This window comes from Streptomyces globosus, assembly GCF_003325375.1.
Taxonomy (GTDB): Bacteria; Actinomycetota; Actinomycetes; order Streptomycetales; family Streptomycetaceae; genus Streptomyces; species Streptomyces globosus_A.
This window is the reverse complement of sequence record NZ_CP030862.1, coordinates 1,345,609-1,363,636: the sequence shown is the minus strand read 5'-3', so window position 1 is coordinate 1,363,636 and position 18,028 is coordinate 1,345,609. Positions and strand designations below refer to the sequence as shown.

At 73.7% G+C, this 18,028-nt stretch carries 16 protein-coding genes; 5 read left to right on the top strand and 11 right to left on the bottom strand.

Features of this window, described 5'->3' with window-relative positions; all coding sequences use genetic code 11:
• Genes C0216_RS06425 through ureA form a run of 3 tightly spaced genes read right to left on the bottom strand, consistent with a single transcriptional unit; the run spans position 1 to position 3,534 of the window.
• Complete coding sequence (locus tag C0216_RS06425) at positions 1–1,047, bottom strand: agmatine deiminase family protein (protein WP_114054321.1); 1,047 nt, start codon at positions 1,045–1,047, stop codon at positions 1–3.
• A 28-nt stretch (positions 1,048–1,075) separates the two neighbouring features.
• Complete coding sequence (locus C0216_RS06420; protein ID WP_114054320.1) at positions 1,076–2,809, bottom strand: urease subunit alpha; 1,734 nt, start codon at positions 2,807–2,809, stop codon at positions 1,076–1,078.
• Positions 2,806–3,534, bottom strand: a complete 729-nt coding sequence (gene ureA, locus C0216_RS06415; RefSeq protein ID WP_114054319.1) for an urease subunit gamma — start codon at positions 3,532–3,534, stop codon at positions 2,806–2,808. The genes C0216_RS06420 and ureA overlap by 4 nt, the downstream gene beginning before the upstream one ends.
• A gap of 158 nt (positions 3,535–3,692) precedes the next feature.
• On the opposite strand from ureA, the gene C0216_RS06410 reads away from it, so the two are divergent.
• Together C0216_RS06410 and C0216_RS33330 are read left to right on the top strand one after the other, a co-directional pair.
• Positions 3,693–5,126 (top strand): cytosine permease, encoded by a 1,434-nt coding sequence (locus C0216_RS06410; RefSeq protein ID WP_114054318.1) that lies wholly within the window; start codon positions 3,693–3,695, stop codon positions 5,124–5,126.
• Positions 5,127–5,172: 46 nt separating this feature from the next.
• Positions 5,173–5,337, top strand: coding sequence for a hypothetical protein (locus tag C0216_RS33330; protein WP_162793127.1), 165 nt, complete (start codon positions 5,173–5,175; stop codon positions 5,335–5,337).
• Between the two features lie 96 nt (positions 5,338–5,433).
• On the opposite strand, the gene C0216_RS06405 is transcribed toward C0216_RS33330, so the two are convergent.
• The 4 genes from C0216_RS06405 to C0216_RS06395 form a co-directional block, all read right to left on the bottom strand.
• Positions 5,434–6,519 carry a branched-chain amino acid aminotransferase gene (locus tag C0216_RS06405; RefSeq protein WP_114054317.1) on the bottom strand — a complete coding sequence of 362 codons (1,086 nt, stop codon included), beginning with the start codon at positions 6,517–6,519 and terminating at the stop codon, positions 5,434–5,436.
• Positions 6,520–6,753: 234 nt separating this feature from the next.
• A complete protein-coding gene (locus C0216_RS06400; protein ID WP_114058493.1) occupies positions 6,754–7,794 on the bottom strand; it encodes a 3-isopropylmalate dehydrogenase in 1,041 nt (346 codons plus the stop codon).
• A gap of 154 nt (positions 7,795–7,948) precedes the next feature.
• Positions 7,949–8,083, bottom strand: a complete 135-nt coding sequence (locus tag C0216_RS34935; protein ID WP_281277907.1) for a hypothetical protein — start codon at positions 8,081–8,083, stop codon at positions 7,949–7,951.
• A 269-nt stretch (positions 8,084–8,352) separates the two neighbouring features.
• Positions 8,353–9,243 carry a LysR family transcriptional regulator gene (locus C0216_RS06395; RefSeq protein WP_114054316.1) on the bottom strand — a complete coding sequence of 297 codons (891 nt, stop codon included), beginning with the start codon at positions 9,241–9,243 and terminating at the stop codon, positions 8,353–8,355.
• Positions 9,244–9,345: 102 nt separating this feature from the next.
• On the opposite strand from C0216_RS06395, the gene C0216_RS06390 reads away from it, so the two are divergent.
• Positions 9,346–10,359, top strand: a complete 1,014-nt coding sequence (locus tag C0216_RS06390; RefSeq protein ID WP_114054315.1) for an NADP-dependent oxidoreductase — start codon at positions 9,346–9,348, stop codon at positions 10,357–10,359.
• Positions 10,360–10,380: 21 nt separating this feature from the next.
• Here the strand turns inward: C0216_RS06390 and C0216_RS06385 are convergent, their stop codons facing one another.
• Positions 10,381–10,923: a GNAT family N-acetyltransferase gene (locus C0216_RS06385; protein ID WP_114054314.1), complete on the bottom strand. Its 543-nt coding sequence runs from the start codon at positions 10,921–10,923 to the stop codon at positions 10,381–10,383.
• 443 nt (positions 10,924–11,366) lie between these two features.
• On the opposite strand from C0216_RS06385, the gene C0216_RS06380 reads away from it, so the two are divergent.
• Positions 11,367–12,068: a nitroreductase family protein gene (locus C0216_RS06380; protein ID WP_114054313.1), complete on the top strand. Its 702-nt coding sequence runs from the start codon at positions 11,367–11,369 to the stop codon at positions 12,066–12,068.
• An 83-nt stretch (positions 12,069–12,151) separates the two neighbouring features.
• Here the strand turns inward: C0216_RS06380 and pruA are convergent, their stop codons facing one another.
• Entirely contained in the window at positions 12,152–13,783 is a 1,632-nt protein-coding gene (pruA, locus tag C0216_RS06375; protein ID WP_114054312.1) for an L-glutamate gamma-semialdehyde dehydrogenase, read from the bottom strand.
• Positions 13,784–13,802: 19 nt separating this feature from the next.
• Positions 13,803–14,729, bottom strand: a complete 927-nt coding sequence (locus tag C0216_RS06370; RefSeq protein ID WP_114054311.1) for a proline dehydrogenase family protein — start codon at positions 14,727–14,729, stop codon at positions 13,803–13,805.
• Positions 14,730–14,928: 199 nt separating this feature from the next.
• On the opposite strand from C0216_RS06370, the gene C0216_RS06365 reads away from it, so the two are divergent.
• A complete protein-coding gene (locus C0216_RS06365; protein WP_114054310.1) occupies positions 14,929–16,260 on the top strand; it encodes a helix-turn-helix domain-containing protein in 1,332 nt (443 codons plus the stop codon).
• Positions 16,261–16,345: 85 nt separating this feature from the next.
• Here the strand turns inward: C0216_RS06365 and serA are convergent, their stop codons facing one another.
• Positions 16,346–17,938, bottom strand: coding sequence for a phosphoglycerate dehydrogenase (gene serA, locus C0216_RS06360; RefSeq protein WP_114054309.1), 1,593 nt, complete (start codon positions 17,936–17,938; stop codon positions 16,346–16,348).
• Positions 17,939–18,028: the final 90 nt, after the last annotated feature.

The window sequence follows — 18,028 nt, the reverse complement described above, 5'->3', positions numbered from 1 at the left end:
TCACACCTTCGGCTGCTGCTGGGTGATGCAGTGGATGCCGCCACCCCCGGCGAAAATCGTACGTGCGTCGACGAGCGTCACGGTCCGGTCGGGGAACAGGCCGCGGAAGATCTCGGCGGCCTCCTCGTCGCGGGGGTCGCCGAAGGCGCACAGCACGACGCCGCCGTTGCAGAGGTAGTGGTTGATGTAGGAGTAGTCGACCCACTCCCCGTCCTCCTCCAGGACGGTCGGGGCCGGTACCTCGACGACCTCCAGCCGACGGCCCTGCGCGTCGGTCGCGGCGCGCAGGAGGGCGGCGATGGTCTTGCAGCGCTCGTGGTCGGGGTGGGCCGGGTCCGGCTGGGTGTGCACGACGACCACCCCGGGGCGGGCGAAGGCGGCGACGATGTCGACGTGGCCCTGGGTGCCGTAGGTGCCGTAGTCGCCGGCGAGGCCGTACGGCAGCCAGATGGCCTTGGTGGTGCCGAGGTGGGCGTGGATCTCGGCCTCGACCTGCTCGCGGGTCCAGCCGGGGTTGCGGCCCTGGCCGAGCTGGACGGTGTCGGTGAGCAGGACCGTCCCCTCGCCGTCGACGTGGAGGGCGCCGCCCTCGTTGACCAGGGGCGTGCTGTAGGTGCGGGTGCCGGCCAGGTCGGACACGTGCCGGGCGATCTTGGAGTCGTGCTCCCAGCGTGCCCACTCCTGGGCGCCCCAGCCGTTGAAGGTCCAGTCGACGGCGGCGAGGCCGCCCCGGCCGTCCGTGACGAAGGTGGGGCCGATGTCGCGCATCCAGGCGTCGTCGAGCTCCCGCTCGACGACCGTGAGGGGGTGGCCGGGGCCGGCTCCCGCGACCGCCCGGGCTCCCTCGGCGTCTCCCGGGGCGGCGACCAGCGTCACCGGCTCGTGGGCGCGCACTGCGCGGGCGACGGCGCCCCAGGCCTCGCGGGCCTCCGCCAGCTCCCGCTCGCCGGTGAAGGTGGGGTTGGGGCTGGGCCAGGCCATCCAGGTCCGCTCGTGGGGCGTCCACTCGGCGGGCATCCGGAATCCGTCGGCGACAGGGTTGGTCATGGCAGGGGTCCTTAGGGGGTGGGCCGGCTCAGAGGAAGTACAGGCGGTTGAGGGCGACCGAGTCGGCCGCGGCGGAGTGCAGCGGGTCGCCGTCGAGGGTGACGAGCCCGGTGCGGGCGTCGACGTCGACCGCACCGGTCCGGGAGTTGAGCAGGAGGTCGGCGGGGCCGATGCCGCGGGTGCCGCGGACGGCGACGCGGCGGCGGCGGGTCGGCATGGCGTCCCCGCCGAGGGCCGCGGCGGCCGCCGAGACGAACGCGACGGAGATGTCGGCGGCGGTGGCCCCGTACGCCCCGAACTGCGGTCCGAGGACCAGCGGTTCGCAGGTGTCGGTGGCGGCGTTCGGGTCGCCGGTGACGCCGTACGCGGGGAAGCCGGACTTGAGGACGAGCTGCGGCTTGGCGCCGAAGAACTGGGGGCGCCACAGCACGATGTCGGCCAGCTTGCCGACCTCGATGGAGCCGATCTCGTGGGCCAGGCCGTGGGCGATCGCCGGGTTGATGGTCAGCTTGGCCATGTAGCGCAGGACGCGGGCGTTGTCGTCGCCCTCGCCGTCGCCGTCCATCGGGCCGAGCTCGGCCTTCATCTTGGCGGCCATGGCGAAGGTGCGGCGCACGGTCTCGCCGGCCCGGCCCATGCCCTGGGCGTCGGAGGAGGTGATGCCGATGGCGCCCAGGTCGTGGAGGACGTCCTCGGCGCCCATGGTGCCGGCGCGGATCCGGTCGCGGGCCATCGCCGCGTCCCCGGGCAGGTCGGGCTTGAGGTCGTGGACGGAGACGATCATCCCGTAGTGCTCGGCGACGGCGTCCCGGCCGAAGGGCAGCGTGGGGTTGGTGGAGGAGCCGATCACGTTCGGCACGCCCGCCATCTTCAGCACGTTGGGGACGTGCCCGCCGCCGCAGCCCTCGATGTGGAAGGCGTGGATGGTGCGGCCTTCCAGGACGCGCAGGGTGTCCTCGACGGAGAGGCACTCGTTCAGGCCGTCCGAGTGCAGGGCGACCTGCACGTCGTGCTCCTCGGCGACGCGCAGGGCGGTGTCGAGGGCGCGGGTGTGGGCGCCCATGTCCTCGTGGACCTTGAACCCGCTCGCGCCGCCCTCGGCGAGGGCCTCCACCAGGGGGGCCGGGTCGGAGGAGGAGCCGCGGGCGAGGAAGCCGATGTTGACGGGCCAGGCGTCGAAGGCGTTGAAGGCGTGCTTCAGCGCCCAGGGGGAGTTGACGCCGACGCCCCAGACGGGGCCGAACTCCTGGCCGATGACGGTGGTGACGCCCGCCGCGAGCGAGGCCTCCATGATGCGCGGGGACAGCAGGTGGACATGGGTGTCGACGGCGCCGGCGGTGGCGATCAGGCCCTCGCCGGAGACGATGCTGGTCCCGGTGCCGACGACGACGTCGACGCCGTCGAGGGTGTCGGGGTTCCCGGCCCGGCCGATGGCGTGGATGCGGCCCTCGCGGATGCCGACGGACACCTTGCGGATGCCGAGGACGGCGTCGATGACGAGGACGTTGCTGATGACGACGTCGCAGGTCTCGCGTACCGCGGCGGCCTTCAGGTGCAGCCCGTCGCGGGCGGTCTTGCCGAAGCCGGCGAGGAACTCGTCGCCGGGCTTCTGGGCGTCGTGCTCGACGCGTACGGTCAGCCCCGAGTCGCCGAGGCGGACCCGGTCGCCCGCGCGGGGGCCGAAGACGGCGGCGTACTCGTGCGGGTCGATGTGCCGGCTGCCCGGCGCGCAGTGGTCGCTGTGCCTGGTCTGCCTGCTCATGCCCGCTCCCCTTCCCCGGCGCCCGCCGGGCGGCCGCCCGCCGCCTCCGCACCCAGGTAGCCGCAGGCGGCGGCCCGGCGCAGGGCCTCCTCCTTGGCCCCCGGGGCGTCGAGCGGCCCGTCGACGAGCCCGGCGAAGCCGACGGCGATGCGGTCGCCGCCGAGGGGGACGAGGCCGACCTCGCCCTCGCCGTGCGGGTCGAACCGGACGGACGAGCCGGCGGGGACGCACAGGCGCATGCCGTAGGCGGCGGCCCGGTCGAAGTCGAGCCGCGGGTTGGCCTCGAAGAAGTGGAAGTGGCTGGTGACGCTCACCGGCACGGCGGCGGTGTTGCGCACCCGCAGCCTGAGGGCCGGCTCCGGCTGCGGCGCGCCGGGGCCGGGCACGACGGCGCCGGGGGCGTCGTCGCCGAGGAGCGCGGCGCCGCGGATCGGCGAGGGGACCACCGCGAGGCGGGAGCCGTCGTCGAAGACGGCCTCGACGTGCACCTCGGCGACCACGTCGGCGACGCCGGGCAGGACGTCGTCCGGGCCGAGGACGCAGGACGCCTCCTCGATGGCCTCCGCCAGGCGCTTCCCGTCGCGGGCGGCCTCGCACACCGTGTCCGCGACGAGCGCGGTGGCCTCGGGGACGTTGAGGCGGAGTCCGCGGGCCCGCCGGGCCCGGGCCAGTTCCGCGGCGCTGCGCAGCAGCAGGCGGTCGCGCTCCGTAGGGGTCAGCCGCACGCCGATCCACCACCTTTTGACTCGATGAGTTAGAGCATCACTCTAACTCTGGAATGCATGCCACGGAACCATTGACCGCACACCAGGCCCTGAGTCACATTGAATGCCGCTCAAACAAAGCGCCACCACCCCCCCGCCCTGCCCAAGGGAGTCCCCCCATGCCCATCGAACAGCGCGGAGTCGACACCATCCCGGAGGAGGAGCGGACCAGCGGCCCCCGCGACCTCGTCTCGATCCTGCTCGGCTCCAATCTGTGCCTCGGCGTGATCGTGTTCGGCTGGCTGCCCCCGTCCTTCGGGCTGGGCCTGGTCCCGTCCGTCACCGCCATCGTGGCCGGAACCCTCGCCGGCATCGCCTTCACCGCGCCGCTCGCCCTGGTCTCCCTGCGCACGGCCACCAACCTCTCCACCTCCAGCGGCGCCCAGTTCGGGGTCCGCGGCCGGCTCGTCGGCTCGGTGGTGGGGCTGCTGCTGTCCCTCGGCTACACCGCCCTGACCCTGTGGATCGGCGGCGACGTCATGGCCGCCGCCCTCGCCCGGCTGACCGGCCTGCCGGACACCGGGGCGGTGCGGGCGGCGATGTACGGCGGGCTCGCGGTGTTCACCGCGGCCGCCGCCGTCTTCGGCTACCGGCTGCTGCTGCGGATGAGCAAGCTGCTCTCCGTCGCCATGCTCCTCCTGCTGGCCCTCGGCGTCGCCGCCTACGCACCCGGCTTCACCGCCGCCGCCCCGCCCGGGACCGGATACCTGCTCGGCTCGTTCTGGCCGACGTGGCTGCTGGCAGCCGTCGCGGCCGGGCTCAGCGGCCCCGTCGCGTTCATCACCCTGCTCGGCGACTACACCCGCTACGTCTCGCCGCGCCGGCACAGCCCCCGCACGGTGCTGCGGGCCACCTGTCTCGGGCTCCTCGCCGGACTGCTCGTGCCGCAGCTGTTCGGCACGTACACCGCGCTCGCCGCACGGGCGGGCGCCGACTACGCGGGGCCGCTCGTCGCCGCAGCACCGCTGTGGTACCTGGCGCCGCTGCTGGCCGCCGCGGCCGCCGGCTCGGTCGGCAACGCCGGGCTGATGCTCTACTCGATGGGCCTGGACCTCGACGCCATCGTGCCCCGGGCCACGCGCACGGCGGCCACGCTGGCCGCGGCCGCCGTCGCCACCGCCTTCGTCTTCGTCGGCTCCTTCGAGTGGGACGTGCAGTCCGCCATGACCTCGTTCGTGCTGCTGCTCACCGCGATCGGCACCCCCTGGGCCGTGATCACCCTGATCGGCTACCGCCGGTGCCGCGGGGAGTACGACGCCGAATCCCTCCAGGTGTTCAACCGCCGGGCCCGCGGCGGCGTCTACTGGTACAGCGGCGGGTGGAACCTGCGCGCCACCGCCTCCTGGGCGGCGGGCGCCGCGGTCGGCCTGGCCGCCGTGTCGACACCGCTGTACGAGGGCCCGCTGCTGGCCCTCACCGGCGGGGTGGACTGCAGTTTCGTCCTGTCGGGGCTGATCGGCGGCGCAGTGTACGCGGCGCCGGCGGTCCGGCCGCGGAGCACCGCGGCCGCGGAGCCGGCAGGGGCGGTCGCCGCCGGCGCGGCGGCCGAGTAGGGCACGACGAGGGCACGGCCGGAGAGCACAGCCAAGGGGAGGCGCCGTGGAAGAGCTGGTGTACGTGGCGGGCAGGGTCGTCAAGGGGGTCGCCGGCCTGGCCTACGCCTTCGGCGACTTCCTGGTGGGCGCCGTCCCCGACGGCAGTGAGCGCCGCAAGGACGAGCGGCGCCGGGACCAGGCGGGCGACGCGGCGGCCGAGGAGCGCTGACCCCGCTCCCCCGCCCGGCCCGGCACGGCGGAGGCCCCCCGCACGGCGGGGGGCCTCCGTTTCGCTCCGGTCGGCAGGCGCGGACCAGGGCCTGTCCTAGCCGAGGGGGTGCATCCAGCCGTGGGTGTCGGCGCGGTGGCCGGTCTGGAGGTCGAGCAGCGCCTTGCGGAGCTTCATCGTGACCTCGCCGGGCTCGCCGTCGCCCTGCGTCCAGGAGGCCTTCTCCGACTTCACGGAGCCGACGGGCGTGATGACGGCGGCGGTGCCGCAGGCGAACACCTCGGTCAGGGTGCCGTTCTCGTTGTCGCGCTGCCAGTCCTCGGTGGAGATGCGCCCCTCCTCGGCGGTGTAGCCGAGGTCGCGGGCGATGGTGAGGAGCGAGTCGCGGGTGATGCCGGGCAGGAGCGAGCCGGTCAGCTCCGGGGTGACGATGCGGTCGCCGTACACGAAGTACAGGTTCATGCCGCCCATCTCCTCGATCCAGCGGTGCTCGACGGCGTCGAGCCACACCACCTGGTCGCAGCCGTGCGAGGCGGCCTGCGCCTGGGCGACGAGGGAGGCCGCGTAGTTGCCGCCGGTCTTGGCCGCGCCGGTGCCGCCCTTGACGGCGCGCACGTACTCCTCCGAGAGCCAGACGGAGACGGGCTTGACGCCGCCGGCGAAGTAGGCGCCGGCCGGGGAGGCGATGACCATGAAGAGGAACTCGTTGGCCGGGCGGACGCCGAGGCCGACCTCGGTGGCGAACATGAAGGGCCGCAGGTAGAGGGAGGCCTCGCCGGAGGAGGGCACCCAGGCGCTGTCCTGCCTGATGAGGGCGTCGCAGGCCTCGATGAAGAGCTCGGCCGGCAGCTCGGGCATGGCCATGCGGCGGGCGGAGGCCTGGAAGCGCTCGGCGTTGGCCTCGGGGCGGAAGGTGGCCACGGTGCCGTCGGGCTGGCGGTAGGCCTTCATCCCCTCGAAGATCGTCTGCGCGTAGTGCAGCGTCATGTTCGCGGGGTCGATCGACAGCGGCGCGTACGGGACGAGCTCCGCGTCGTGCCAGCCGCGCCCCTCGGTCCACTTGATCGTCACCATGTGGTCGGTGAAGTGGCGGCCGAAGCCGGGGCTGGCGAGGATCGCCTGGCGCTCCGCATCGGACAGCGGGTTCGAGGAGGGCTTGAGCTCGATCGTGGGCGTCGTCATGAGTGCTTGTCCTTCACCGGTTGGGTAGGGCGGACCGCGCTCACGGCGTCCAGGACGTCCGAGCTTTCCCCGCATTCCGCGGTCTCGCGTTCGATTATCGCGCGCGATGCGGCTTCGGTGAAGCGGGGAGGTTGCGGCCCAGGGGAGATGGTGGCACCCGGGGCCGCGCAGGAAAAGCCGCCGGGTGCGGTGTTCGCGCGACCCGGCGGCTTCCTTGGGGCGGTGGCAGCCGGGTCAGCCGGCTACTCGTGCGGCGAGCGCATCGCCGATCCGGTCCGTGCTGCGGAAGGTGCCGTCCCGTTCCGCGAGGTCGGCGGCGACCGCGTCCTCGATGCGGACGGCCAGCTCCTCGCGGCCGAGGTGGCGCAGCATCAGGGCGACGGACAGGACGGTCGCGGTGGGGTCGGCCTTGCCGGTGCCCGCGATGTCGGGGGCCGAGCCGTGGACGGGCTCGAACATGGAGGGGAAGGCGCCGGTCGGGTTGATGTTCCCGGAGGCGGCGAGGCCGATGCCGCCGGTCACGGCCGCGGCCAGGTCGGTGAGGATGTCGCCGAAGAGGTTGTCGGTGACGATGACGTCGAAGCGCTCGGGCTGCGTGACGAAGAAGATCGTCGCGGCGTCGACGTGCAGGTAGTCGGTGGTGACCTGCGGGTACTCGCGGCCCACCGTGTCGAAGATGTTCTTCCACATGTGCCCGGCGTACACGAGGACGTTGTTCTTGTGCACGAGCGTCAGCTTCTTGCGGGGGCGGGCGGCGGCCCGCTCGTACGCGTCGCGGACGACGCGCTCGACGCCGTAGGCGGTGTTGACGCTGACCTCGGTGGCGACCTCGGCGGGGGTGCCGGTGCGCAGGCTGCCGCCGTTGCCGGTGTACGGACCCTCGGTGCCCTCGCGGACCACGACGAAGTCGATCTCCGGGCGGCCGGCGAGCGGGGTGTCCGTGTTCGGGAACAGCTTCGACGGGCGCAGGTTGACGAAGTGGTCGAAGGCGAAGCGGAGCTTCAGCAGCAGGCCGCGCTCCAGGACGCCGGACGGGACCGAGGGGTCGCCGATGGCGCCCAGCAGGATCGCGTCGTGGGCCTTCAGCGCCTCCAGCTCCGCGTCCGGCAGGGTCTCGCCGGTGCGGTGCCAGCGCTGGGCGCCGAGGTCGTACTCCCTGGTCTCCAGCTTCACGTCCTGGGGCAGGACGGCGGCGAGGACCTTCAGGCCCTGGGCCACGACTTCCTGGCCGATGCCGTCACCGGGGATCACTGCGAGATTGATGCTGGTCGACATGTCGGAACCGTACTCCGTGTCCCAGCCCTCAGACATATTGCGTCCACCATCTGGACAGCGCGTGTCGCGGGCGATCGGTGCGGCGGGGGCGTGGCCGGGGCGCAGGGCGGGAGGCCTAGCGGGGCCGGGCCGGGCGCCCGGCCCGGGCGCCGGGTCAGTGGCCGGTCGCGCCGCCGTTGTCGCGGCGGTCCAGGGCGCGCTGCAGGGCCGCGGCGGCGTTCCTGCGGTCGGCGTCGGCGGCGGCGGAGCGGCGGACGCGGCGGGGGGCGGCGGGGGTGGTCTTGGTCATGGTGATCGACTCCTTGAGATCACGGCGCGGCACAGCCGCGGATGAGGGGTTCCTTCAAGGCGCCGGAAGGGGCGGGGGCGCTGCGCCACAGGGATTGCCTGTTCGGGGCGCGCGCCGCGGGCCGCCATTCGCCGGATCGGCGAGACGTTCGGCTTCTACAAAACTAGGACAGCTTCCGCTGTATGTCTGCGCAATTACTCGGACTTCCTACTATCTGAGACGGCCAATCCTCCGGACGGCCCGTCCCAGGCCCTCCGTTCTCAGCCCCTCTACTGGCGAAGTTCCCTGATCAGAGCCCTGACGGCGACCGTGGAGGCGGATTCCGGGGTGGTTACGTATCCCACGTTTCGGACGGGCCCCGAGGGGCCCAGACCGGTGACGGCGACCGCGTTTCCCGCCTCGCGGAGCGACAGCTCGGGCATGATCGCCATGCCGAGCCCGCGGCCCACCATGGTGAGCACCATCCCGTCGTCCTCGGCCTTCACGGTGGCGCGCGGGATCCAGTCCTGGGACCGCCACCACTCCCGGGTGTAGGAGCCGCAGTTCTCGTCCCAGTCGAGCAGGGGCAGCGACTTCGGGTCGGCGTGCCCGGCCGGGTGCACCAGCGCGTACGCCTCCTGCACGAGCACCCCGCCCAGCAGCCCCGGCGGCAGCCCGGCGGCGGGGTCCAGCGTGGCGATCCCGAGGTCGGCCCTCCCCGCGACCACCTCCCCCGCGGCCCCCTCCCCCACCTCCCGCACCACCCGTACCTCCGCGCGGATCCCGGGGTGCCGGGCGGCAAGCCGCTCCAGCGCGGGCGGCAGCAGGTGCAGGGCCGCGCTGCGGAACGCGGCGATGCGCAGCACCCCCTGCAGTGCGCCGTCGGCGCCGGAGCCGCCGGCCGCGGCCGCACGGACCTCCGCGCCGAGGACCTCGTACATCCGCAGGATCCGCCGGGCGAGGGCCGCGGCCCGCTCCCCCGCCGCGGTGGGCACGGCGCCGGTCCGCCCGCGCTCGAAGAGGACGGCGCCGACCTTGGCCTCGCTGCCGCGCACCGAGTGGGAGACCGCGGACTGGGTCAGTCCGAGCCGCGCCGCGGCGGCCGAGAAGCCGCCGGTCTCGGCGACGGCGAGGAGGATCCGCAGTTCGTGCGGGGCGAGTTCGGCCTGTCGGGCTGTCATGGGCGGCTTTCACCTCGGTGTATGAGCAGTGTTCATGTATCGGGTGCTTCCATGAGCCCAACCCCCTGCCCGGCCCGGGGATTCCTCCCTAACGTCCCCGCCATGACCGAGAACACCGCGTACGCCGTGCACCAGACCGCCCGCCCCTCCGGCTTCCCCTCCGCCTCCGACTTCACCCTGGCCCGCATGCCGGTGCCGGAGCCCGCGCCGGGGACGGCCCTGGTGCAGAACCTCCTGCTGTCCGTGGACCCCTACCACCGCGGGATGATGGACGGCGGCGAGGAGGGCTTCGCGCTGGGCGCCCCGCTGGAGGGCCGCGCCGTGGGCAGGGTGGTCGCCTCCCGCGACCCGGGCCTGGAGGAGGGCGACCTCGTCTTCCACCGCCAGGGCTGGCGCACGCACGCGCTGGTGGCGCTCGGCGAGGACGGCACGCGCAGGATCCGCCGCCACGAGGGCGTCCCGCTGGAGGCCCACCTCGGCATCCTCGGCGGCACCGGCCTGACCGCGTACGCCGCGCTCACCCGGACCGCGGGCCTGCGCGCGGGCGAGGACCTGTACGTGTCGGCCGCGGCCGGCGGGGTCGGCACCGCCGTCGGGCACATCGCCCGGCTGCTGGGCGCCCGCCGGATCATCGGCAGCGCGGGCACCCCGGCGAAGGTGCGCCACCTCACCGGTGTGCTCGGCTTCGACGCGGCGTTCGACTACCACGACGGCCCGGTCGGCGAGCTGCTCGCCCAGGCGGCGCCGGACGGCATCGACGTGTACGTGGACAACGTCGGCAAGGACCACCTGGAGGGGGCCATCGGCGCGCTGCGGGAGTTCGGGCGGATTGCCTGGGTCGGCGCCGTCTCGACGTACAACGGGGACCGCTCGCCGGCCGCGCCGCGCAACCTCTTCGAGGTGGTGCACAAGTCGCTCCGCCTGGAAGGGGTCCTGGTCCGCCACCACACCGGCCTCCAGGAGGAGTTGGAGGACTTCCTCGTCCCGCACCTGCGCAGCGGGCGCGTGGGCACCGACACGACCGCCGTGGAGGGGATCGACCGCACCGTGGAGGCGTTTCTCGGGGTCCTGCGCGGCGACAACACCGGCAAGATGCTGGTCCGCCTGCCCGGCTGAACGGGCAGGCGCGGCCGGGTACTACAGGACGTCGCCGTCGCGCCAGTCGAACCACAGGCCCTCGGCGGGCGCGGGCAGGGCCCCGTCCGGCGCCCACACGTACGTCGAGCCCTCCTCCTCCGGCAGGCGGACCGGGCCGCCGGGTGACAGGGCGCCGATCCGGCCGCCCCACACCGACCAGCCGCGGCCCCCGTACAGGGCGGCGCCCTCGTCGGAGGCGGAGAGCGCGCCGAGCACGTACGCCCGTCCGATGACGTCCTCCAGGGCGGCCATCACGGCGCCGCCGAGGCCGCGCCGCCGCGCGTCCGCCCGGACCGCGACGGCCTCGACGTATCCGCAGCGCAGGGCGCGGCCCGCGTGGACGACGCGCCGCTGGACGACGCTGCCGTGCGCGAGGAGCTCCCCTCCGCGGTACACCAGGGCGTGCATGCCGCCGAGGGCGTGCTCGAAGTCCTCCTCGCCGAAGTCGCCGTCGAAGGCGCCGTCGAGGAGCCCCCGTACGGCGGAGAGCTCCCCGGCCGCCAGCTGCGAGGTGTGCGCGAGGCGCGTGCGGGTGCCGGTCATGCCCCCAGTGTGCCGCGCGGGCGTCCGGCCGCCGCCGGGCCGTCGCGAACCGGCCGCCCGGCCCCGCCGGAAGGGCCGGAAACAGGCGGACCATCCGGAATGCGGAACCCGCAGCCGCCTGCCGCCCGTACGGACGCCCCGGCCCGGCGGGGGGCGTGCGTACGGCTCCGCGCCCGCCGGGCCGCGCGCGCTCCGGGTCCGTGCAGGCCGTTTCCCGCAGGTCGGCGGGGGTCCGCACGCCCCGCCCCGGCGGCATGCGCCCTGCCCGGCCGGCCGGGCGGGTGCCGGGGCGGCCCCGGACCGCCGGCACGCCGCAGCCGGACCGCCCTCCGGCGAATCGGCCGGTGCTCGCCGCTGCCATTCCCGCCCCGTCCCCGCAGAACGGGACAAACGCCCGTGCCGGGGCACTGGCCCGCTCGGGCCACCCCCGGCACACTCGCCCCATGTCACCTACCGCCCAGCAGTGGACCCCCGTGCACGGGGAGCCGTACCGTCCCGTCGCCTACCGGCCCGAGCGGATGCCGGCCGGCCGGACTCTGGAGCGCGCCGCGGAGCTGCGCGAGCGCATGGGGCAGCGGCGCACCGTCCGCGCGTTCTCCCCCGACCCGGTGCCGGAGCAGGCCGTCCGCGACGCCATCGCCTGCGCGGCGACGGCCCCCTCCGGGGCGCACCAGCAGCCGTGGACGTTCGTCCTGGTCAAGGACCCGGAGGTGCGCCGGCAGATCCGGGCCGCCGCCGAGCAGGAGGAGCAGCTCTCGTACGAGGGCCGCCTCGGCGACGAGTGGCTGGCGGCCCTGCGCCCGCTCGGCACGGACGCCGTCAAGACGCATCTGACGGACGCCCCCGCCCTGATCGTCGTCTTCCAGCAGCGCTACTGGCTGGGCGAGGACGGCAGCAGGCGCAAGCACTACTACGTCGACGAATCGGTCGGCATCGCCGTCGGCATGCTGCTGAGCGCGCTGCACCTCTCCGGCCTGGCCGCGCTGGTGCACACCCCGAGCCCGATGCGGTTCCTCGCGCACGTGCTGGGCCGGCCGGAGAACGAGAAGGCGTTCGCCGTGGTCCCGGTCGGCTACCCGGCGGACGACTGCGAGGTCCCGGACCTGGTCCGCAAGACGCTGGAGCAGGTGCTGGTGGAGGTCTGAGCCGCGGCGGCCCCGGAATGGAGACCGCCCCCGCTCCGGACTTGGGGGTACCGGAGCGGGGGCGGGGTCAGGCGGGGCCGGGATCAGCCCATGTGCGGGTAGCCGTACTCGGTCGGCGGGACCAGCGTCTCCTTGATGGAGCGGGTCGAGACCCAGCGCTGGAGGTTGCTGGCGGCGCCGGCCTTGTCGTTGGTGCCGGAGGCGCGGCCGCCGCCGAAGGGCTGCTGGCCGACGACGGCGCCGGTCGACTTGTCGTTGATGTAGAAGTTGCCCGCGGCGAAGCGGAGCCTGTCCATCGCGTGGGCGGCGGCGTAGCGGTCGCCGGCGATGACCGAGCCGGTCAGCGCGTAGTCGGAGACCGACTCCATCTGCTCCAGCATCTCGTCGAACCTGTCGTCCTCGTAGACGTGGACGGCGAGGATGGGGCCGAAGTACTCGGTCGTGAAGACCTCGTTCTCCGGGTCCGTGCACTCGATGACCGTCGGGCGGACGAAGTAGCCCTCGGAGTCGTCGTAGCTGCCGCCCGCGACGATCGTGCAGGACGGGTCGGCCTTGGCGCGGTCGATCGCGGCCTTGTTCTTCGCGAAGGAGCGCTCGTCGATGACGGCGCCGATGAAGTTCGACAGGTCGCGGACGTCGCCCATGGCGATGCCGTCGACCTCGGCGGCGAACTGCTCCTTGAAGCCGTCGTTCCAGATGGACGCCGGGATGTAGGCGCGGGAGGACGCCGAGCACTTCTGGCCCTGGAACTCGAAGGATCCGCGGGTCAGGGCGGTCTTCAGGACGGCGCGGTCCGCGGAGGGGTGCGCGACGACGAAGTCCTTGCCGCCGGTCTCGCCGACCAGGCGCGGGTAGGAGCGGTACTTCTCGATGTTGTTCCCGACCGTCTTCCACAGGTACTGGAAGGTCTTGGTCGAGCCGGTGAAGTGGATGCCGGCGAGCTCCGGGTGGTTCAGGGCCACCTCGGAGACGGCGATGCCGTCGCCGGTGACGAGGTTGATGACGCCCTTGGGGAGGCCGGCCTCCTCCAGGAGCTCCATCAGCAGGACGGCGGAGTGCGTCTGCGTGGGGGACGGCTTCCAGACGACCACGTTGCCCATCAGGGCGGGGGCGGTCGGCAGGTTGCCGGCGATCGCCGTGAAGTTGAACGGCGTGATCGCGTAGACGAAGCCCTCCAGCGGGCGGTGGTCGCTGCGGTTCCACACGCCGGCGGAGTTCGCGACCGGCTGCTCGGCCAGGATCTGGCGGGCGAAGTGGACGTTGAAGCGCCAGAAGTCGACGAGCTCGCAGGGGGTGTCGATCTCGGCCTGCTGGGCGGTCTTGGACTGGCCGAGCATGGTGGAGGCGGCCAGCTTCTCGCGCCACGGGCCGGCCAGCAGCTCGGCGGCGCGCAGGATGATCGCGGCGCGGTCGTCGAAGGACATGGCGCGCCACGCCGGGGCGGCGGCCAGGGCGGCGTCGACGGCGTCCTGCGCGTCGGCCGCGGTGGCGTTGGCGTAGGTGCCGATCACCGACTTGTGGTCGTGCGGCTGGACCACGTCGAAGCGCTCTCCGCCGCCCATCCGCTTGACGCCGTTGATCGTCATCGGCAGCTCGATCGGGTTCTCGGAGAGCAGCTTCAGCTGCTCCTCGAGCCGCGCGCGCTCGGGGCTGCCGGGAGCGTACGAGTGGACCGGCTCGTTGACCGGGGCGGGGACCTGGGTCACAGCATCCATGGGTCTGAAACTCCTTGACCTAGTTCTTGGTGATCATCGAGCGGAGGAAGAAGAGCAGGTTCGCGGGCTTCTCGGCGAGACGGCGCATGAAGTAGCCGTACCAGTCGGTCCCGTACGCGGTGTAGACCCGCATGCGGTGGCCCTCGGCGGCGAGCCGCAGGTGCTCCTCGCTGCGGATGCCGTACAGCATCTGGAACTCGTACTCGTCGAGCTTGCGGCCGGCCTGGCGGGCGAGCTCCTGCCCGATGGCGATCAGGCGGGGGTCGTGGGACCCGATCATCGGGTAGCCCTTGCCCTCCATGAGCGTCTTCAGGATGCGGACGTACGCCTTGTCGATCTCGCCCTTGTCCTGGTAGGCGACCTCGGCGGGCTCCTTGTAGGCGCCCTTCACGATGCGGACGCGGCTGCCGGCGTCGGCCAGGCGGCGGGCGTCGGCCTCGGTGCGGAAGAGGTACGCCTGGATGACGCAGCCGGTCTGCGGGAAGTCCTTCCGCAGCTCCTCGTGGATGGCGAACATCGAGTCGAGGGTGGTGTGGTCCTCGGCGTCGAGGGTGACCGTGGTGCCGATCGCGGCGGCGGCCTCGACGACCGGGCGGACGTTGGCGAGGGCGAGCTCGTGGCCGCCCTCCAGCGCCTGGCCGAACATCGAGAGCTTCACCGACATCTCGGCCTTCTCGCCCAGGCCGAGGTCCTTCAGGCGGGCGACGAGCTCCAGGTAGGCGTCGCGCGCGGCGTACGACTGCTCCACCGTGGTGATGTCCTCGCCGACGACGTCCAGGGTCACCTCGAGGCCCTTGCGGGCGAGTTCCTCGACGATGGGGATGACCTGGTCGACCGTCTCACCGGGGATGAAGCGGGTCACCACGGGCTTGGTCACCGGGGCGGCAGAGACGATTCGGCGCATCTTGTCGCTGCGCGAGGCGGCGAGGATCGCGGGACCCAGCACGGGGCACCTCCAACGGGTGGCAGAAGCAGTCACGGGCCCCCCGCAGGGGGTGGGCGGGGACCGCGGGGAGAACGCAAGTGAAACCACCGTGAAACCTAAGGATGGACTCGATCCTCTGCCATCGACAGCTGTCACGCATCCGTGTCCGCGATCTCATACACCTGTCTGAAAGACGGGTTTGCGGTGGGAGAATGGCCGGGTGAAAGGCGATTACCAGGACCTGGTGGACGAGATCTCCGCGCTGCTCGGCGCCCCCGCGACACTGGAGAACCGGGACTTCCGCCTGATCGCCTTCGGCGCGCACGACAGCGACGACGACCTCGCCATGGACCCGGTGCGGACCCGGTCGATCCTGACCCGCGGGTCGACGGCGGCCGTTCGGTCCTGGTTCGAGGGCTTCGGCATCGCCCGCGCCACCGGCCCCGTCCGGATCCCGGCAGCGCCGGACGCGGGCGTCTTCCGGGGCCGGATCTGCCTGCCGGTGCGCTACCGCGGGATCGTGCAGGGATACGTGTGGCTGCTGGACCGGGACCCGGGACCGGCGCCGGAGGCGCTGGCCGCCGCCATGGAGGTGGCGGACCGGATCGGCGTCCTCCTCGCCGAGGAGGCCAAGGCGGGCGCCGACCTGTCGCGGGAGTTCCTCGCGGTGCTGACCGCAGGCCGCGGCTGGCAGCAGGACATGGCCGTCTCGGCGCTCCGGGCGGCGCTCGGCCCGGCGGCCGCGGACGAGCTGCACACGGTGGTGTGCGTCGCCCCCTGGACCGGTGAGGCCCCGGCCACCGTGCCGGGGGCCGCCGCGGTGTGCGTGGTTCCGGGCCGCGGGCCGGAGGCGGACACCGCCCCGGGCCGGGCACTGGCGCTGCTGGTCAGACTCCGCGCGGCGGACGCCCTCGGCCCGGCGGAGGCGGTGGCGTCCCGCCTGCTCGGGCCCGGGACCGGAGGCGCGGCAGCCCGTACGGCGACGGGCGCAGCGGCAGGCGCTGCGGCCCGTACGGCGGCGGGCGCGGCGGCAGGCGCTGCGGCCCGTACGGCGACGGCGGGCGCGGCGGTGTCCGGAGCGGCGGGCGCGGCCCGTACGGCGGGCGGCGCGGCCCCGGCGGGCGCCCCCGGCGGCCCGGCCGCGGGGATCGCGGAGCCGGGCCGGGGTCTCGGGGGGCTCGCGGACGCCTGGGCGCAGGCTTCGGCGGCGGCCCGGGCGGCGGCGGCGCAGCCGCGGCTCGGCCCCGTGGCTCGCTGGTCGGCGCTCGGCCCGTACCGGATGCTGTCGGCGCTCGCCTCCGCCGCCCCGGCGGACGACCCGGCGGCCCGCCCCCTGCTCGGCCCGGCGCAGCGGGAGCTGGCCCGGACGGCGGAGGTGTTCCTGGACTGCGCGGGCCAGGCCGGCCGGGCGGCGGCGGCCCTGGGCATCCACCGCCAGACCCTGTACTACCGGCTGGCCCGGGTGGAGCAGCTCACCGGGCTCGACCTCGACGAGGGCGAGGACCGCCTGCTCCTCCACATGGCCCTCAAGACGGCCCGCCTGCACGCCTGACGGCCGGTGCGACGCGCGCGAAGGGCCCGGGGACTGCTCCCCGGGCCCTCGGGCGGCGTACGGCGGCGTACGGTCGCTTACCCGGTCAGCCGGCCAGGTTCACCGTGCGGGCCGAGGTCGCGCCGATCGCTTCCGCGATGTCGGCCAGCACGGCCGCCGGAACGGTGTCGTCCACGGTGAGGACCGCAAGCGCCTCGCCGTGCTCCTCCGCCCGCGCCACCTGCATGCCCGCGATGTTCAGGCCGCCCTCGCCGAGGATCCGGCCGACGGTGCCGACGACGCCGGGCCGGTCGGTGTAGCGCAGCACGACCATGTGGTCGGCGAGCGCCAGGTCCACGTCGTACTCGCCGACGCCGACGATCTTCTGGAGGTGCTTGGGGCCGGCCAGGGTGCCGGAGACCGCCACCTCCTGGCCGTCCGACAGGGTGCCGCGGACGGTCACCACGTTGCGGTGGTCCGGGGACTCCGAGCTGGTGGTCAGGCGGACCTCGACGCCGCGCTCCTGCGCGAACAGCGGGGCGTTGACGTAGGAGACCGTCTCGTCGACGACGTCCTCGAAGACGCCCTTGAGGGCGGAGAGCTCCAGCACCTTCACGTCGTGCTGGGTGATCTCGCCGCACACCTCGACGTCGAGGCGGACCGCGACCTCGCCGGCGAGCGCGGTGAAGATCCGGCCGAGCTTCTCGGCCAGCGGCAGGCCCGGGCGGACGTCCTCGGCGATCACGCCGCCCTGGACGTTGACCGCGTCCGGGACGAGCTCGCCGGCCAGGGCGAGGCGCACCGACCTGGCGACGGCGATGCCGGCCTTCTCCTGTGCCTCGTCCGTGGACGCGCCGAGGTGCGGGGTGCACACGACCTGGTCGAGCTCGAAGAGCGGGGAGTCCGTGCAGGGCTCCTTCGCGTACACGTCGAGGCCGGCGCCGGCGACGCGGCCCTCCTTGAGCGCGGAGTACAGCGCGGCCTCGTCCACGATGCCGCCGCGCGCCGCGTTGACGATCCGGACCGACGGCTTCACCTTGTGCAGGGCGTCGTCGCCGATGAGGCCGATCGTCTCCGGCGTCTTCGGCAGGTGGACGGTGATGAAGTCGGCGACCTCCAGCAGCTCGTCCAGCGCGAGCATCTTGACGCCCATCTGGGCGGCGCGCGCGGGCTGCACGTAGGGGTCGTAGGCGACGACCTTCATGCCGAAGGCGGACATCCGCTGGGCGACGAGCACGCCGATCCGGCCGAGGCCGACGACGCCGAGGGTCTTCTCGCTGAGCTCGACGCCGGTGTACTTGCTGCGCTTCCACTCGCCGTTCTTCAGGGCCGTGTTGGCCTGCGGGATGTGGCGGGCGGTGGCGATCAGCAGGCCGCAGGCGAGCTCGGCGGCGGTGACGATGTTGGAGGTCGGCGCGTTCACGACCATCACGCCGGCCTTGGTGGCGGCGGAGACGTCGACGTTGTCGAGGCCGACTCCGGCGCGGGCGACGACCCTCAGCTTGCGGGCGGCGGCGATGGCCTCGGCGTCGACCTTCGTCGCCGAGCGCACCAGGACGGCGTCGACGTCGGCGATGGCGGGGATCAGCTCGGCGCGGTCGGCGCCGTTGCAGTGCCGGATCTCGAAGTCCGGGCCGAGCGCCTCGACGGTGGCGGGCGACAGCTCTTCGGCGATGAGTACGACAGGTTTCGAGCTCACGTGGGTCCTCACAAGTCCAGTGCGGACGGCCGTCCCGACGGCCGCAGGCGGTGGAGGGGCTAGCCGCGTGGAAGACGCACGACACTGTGG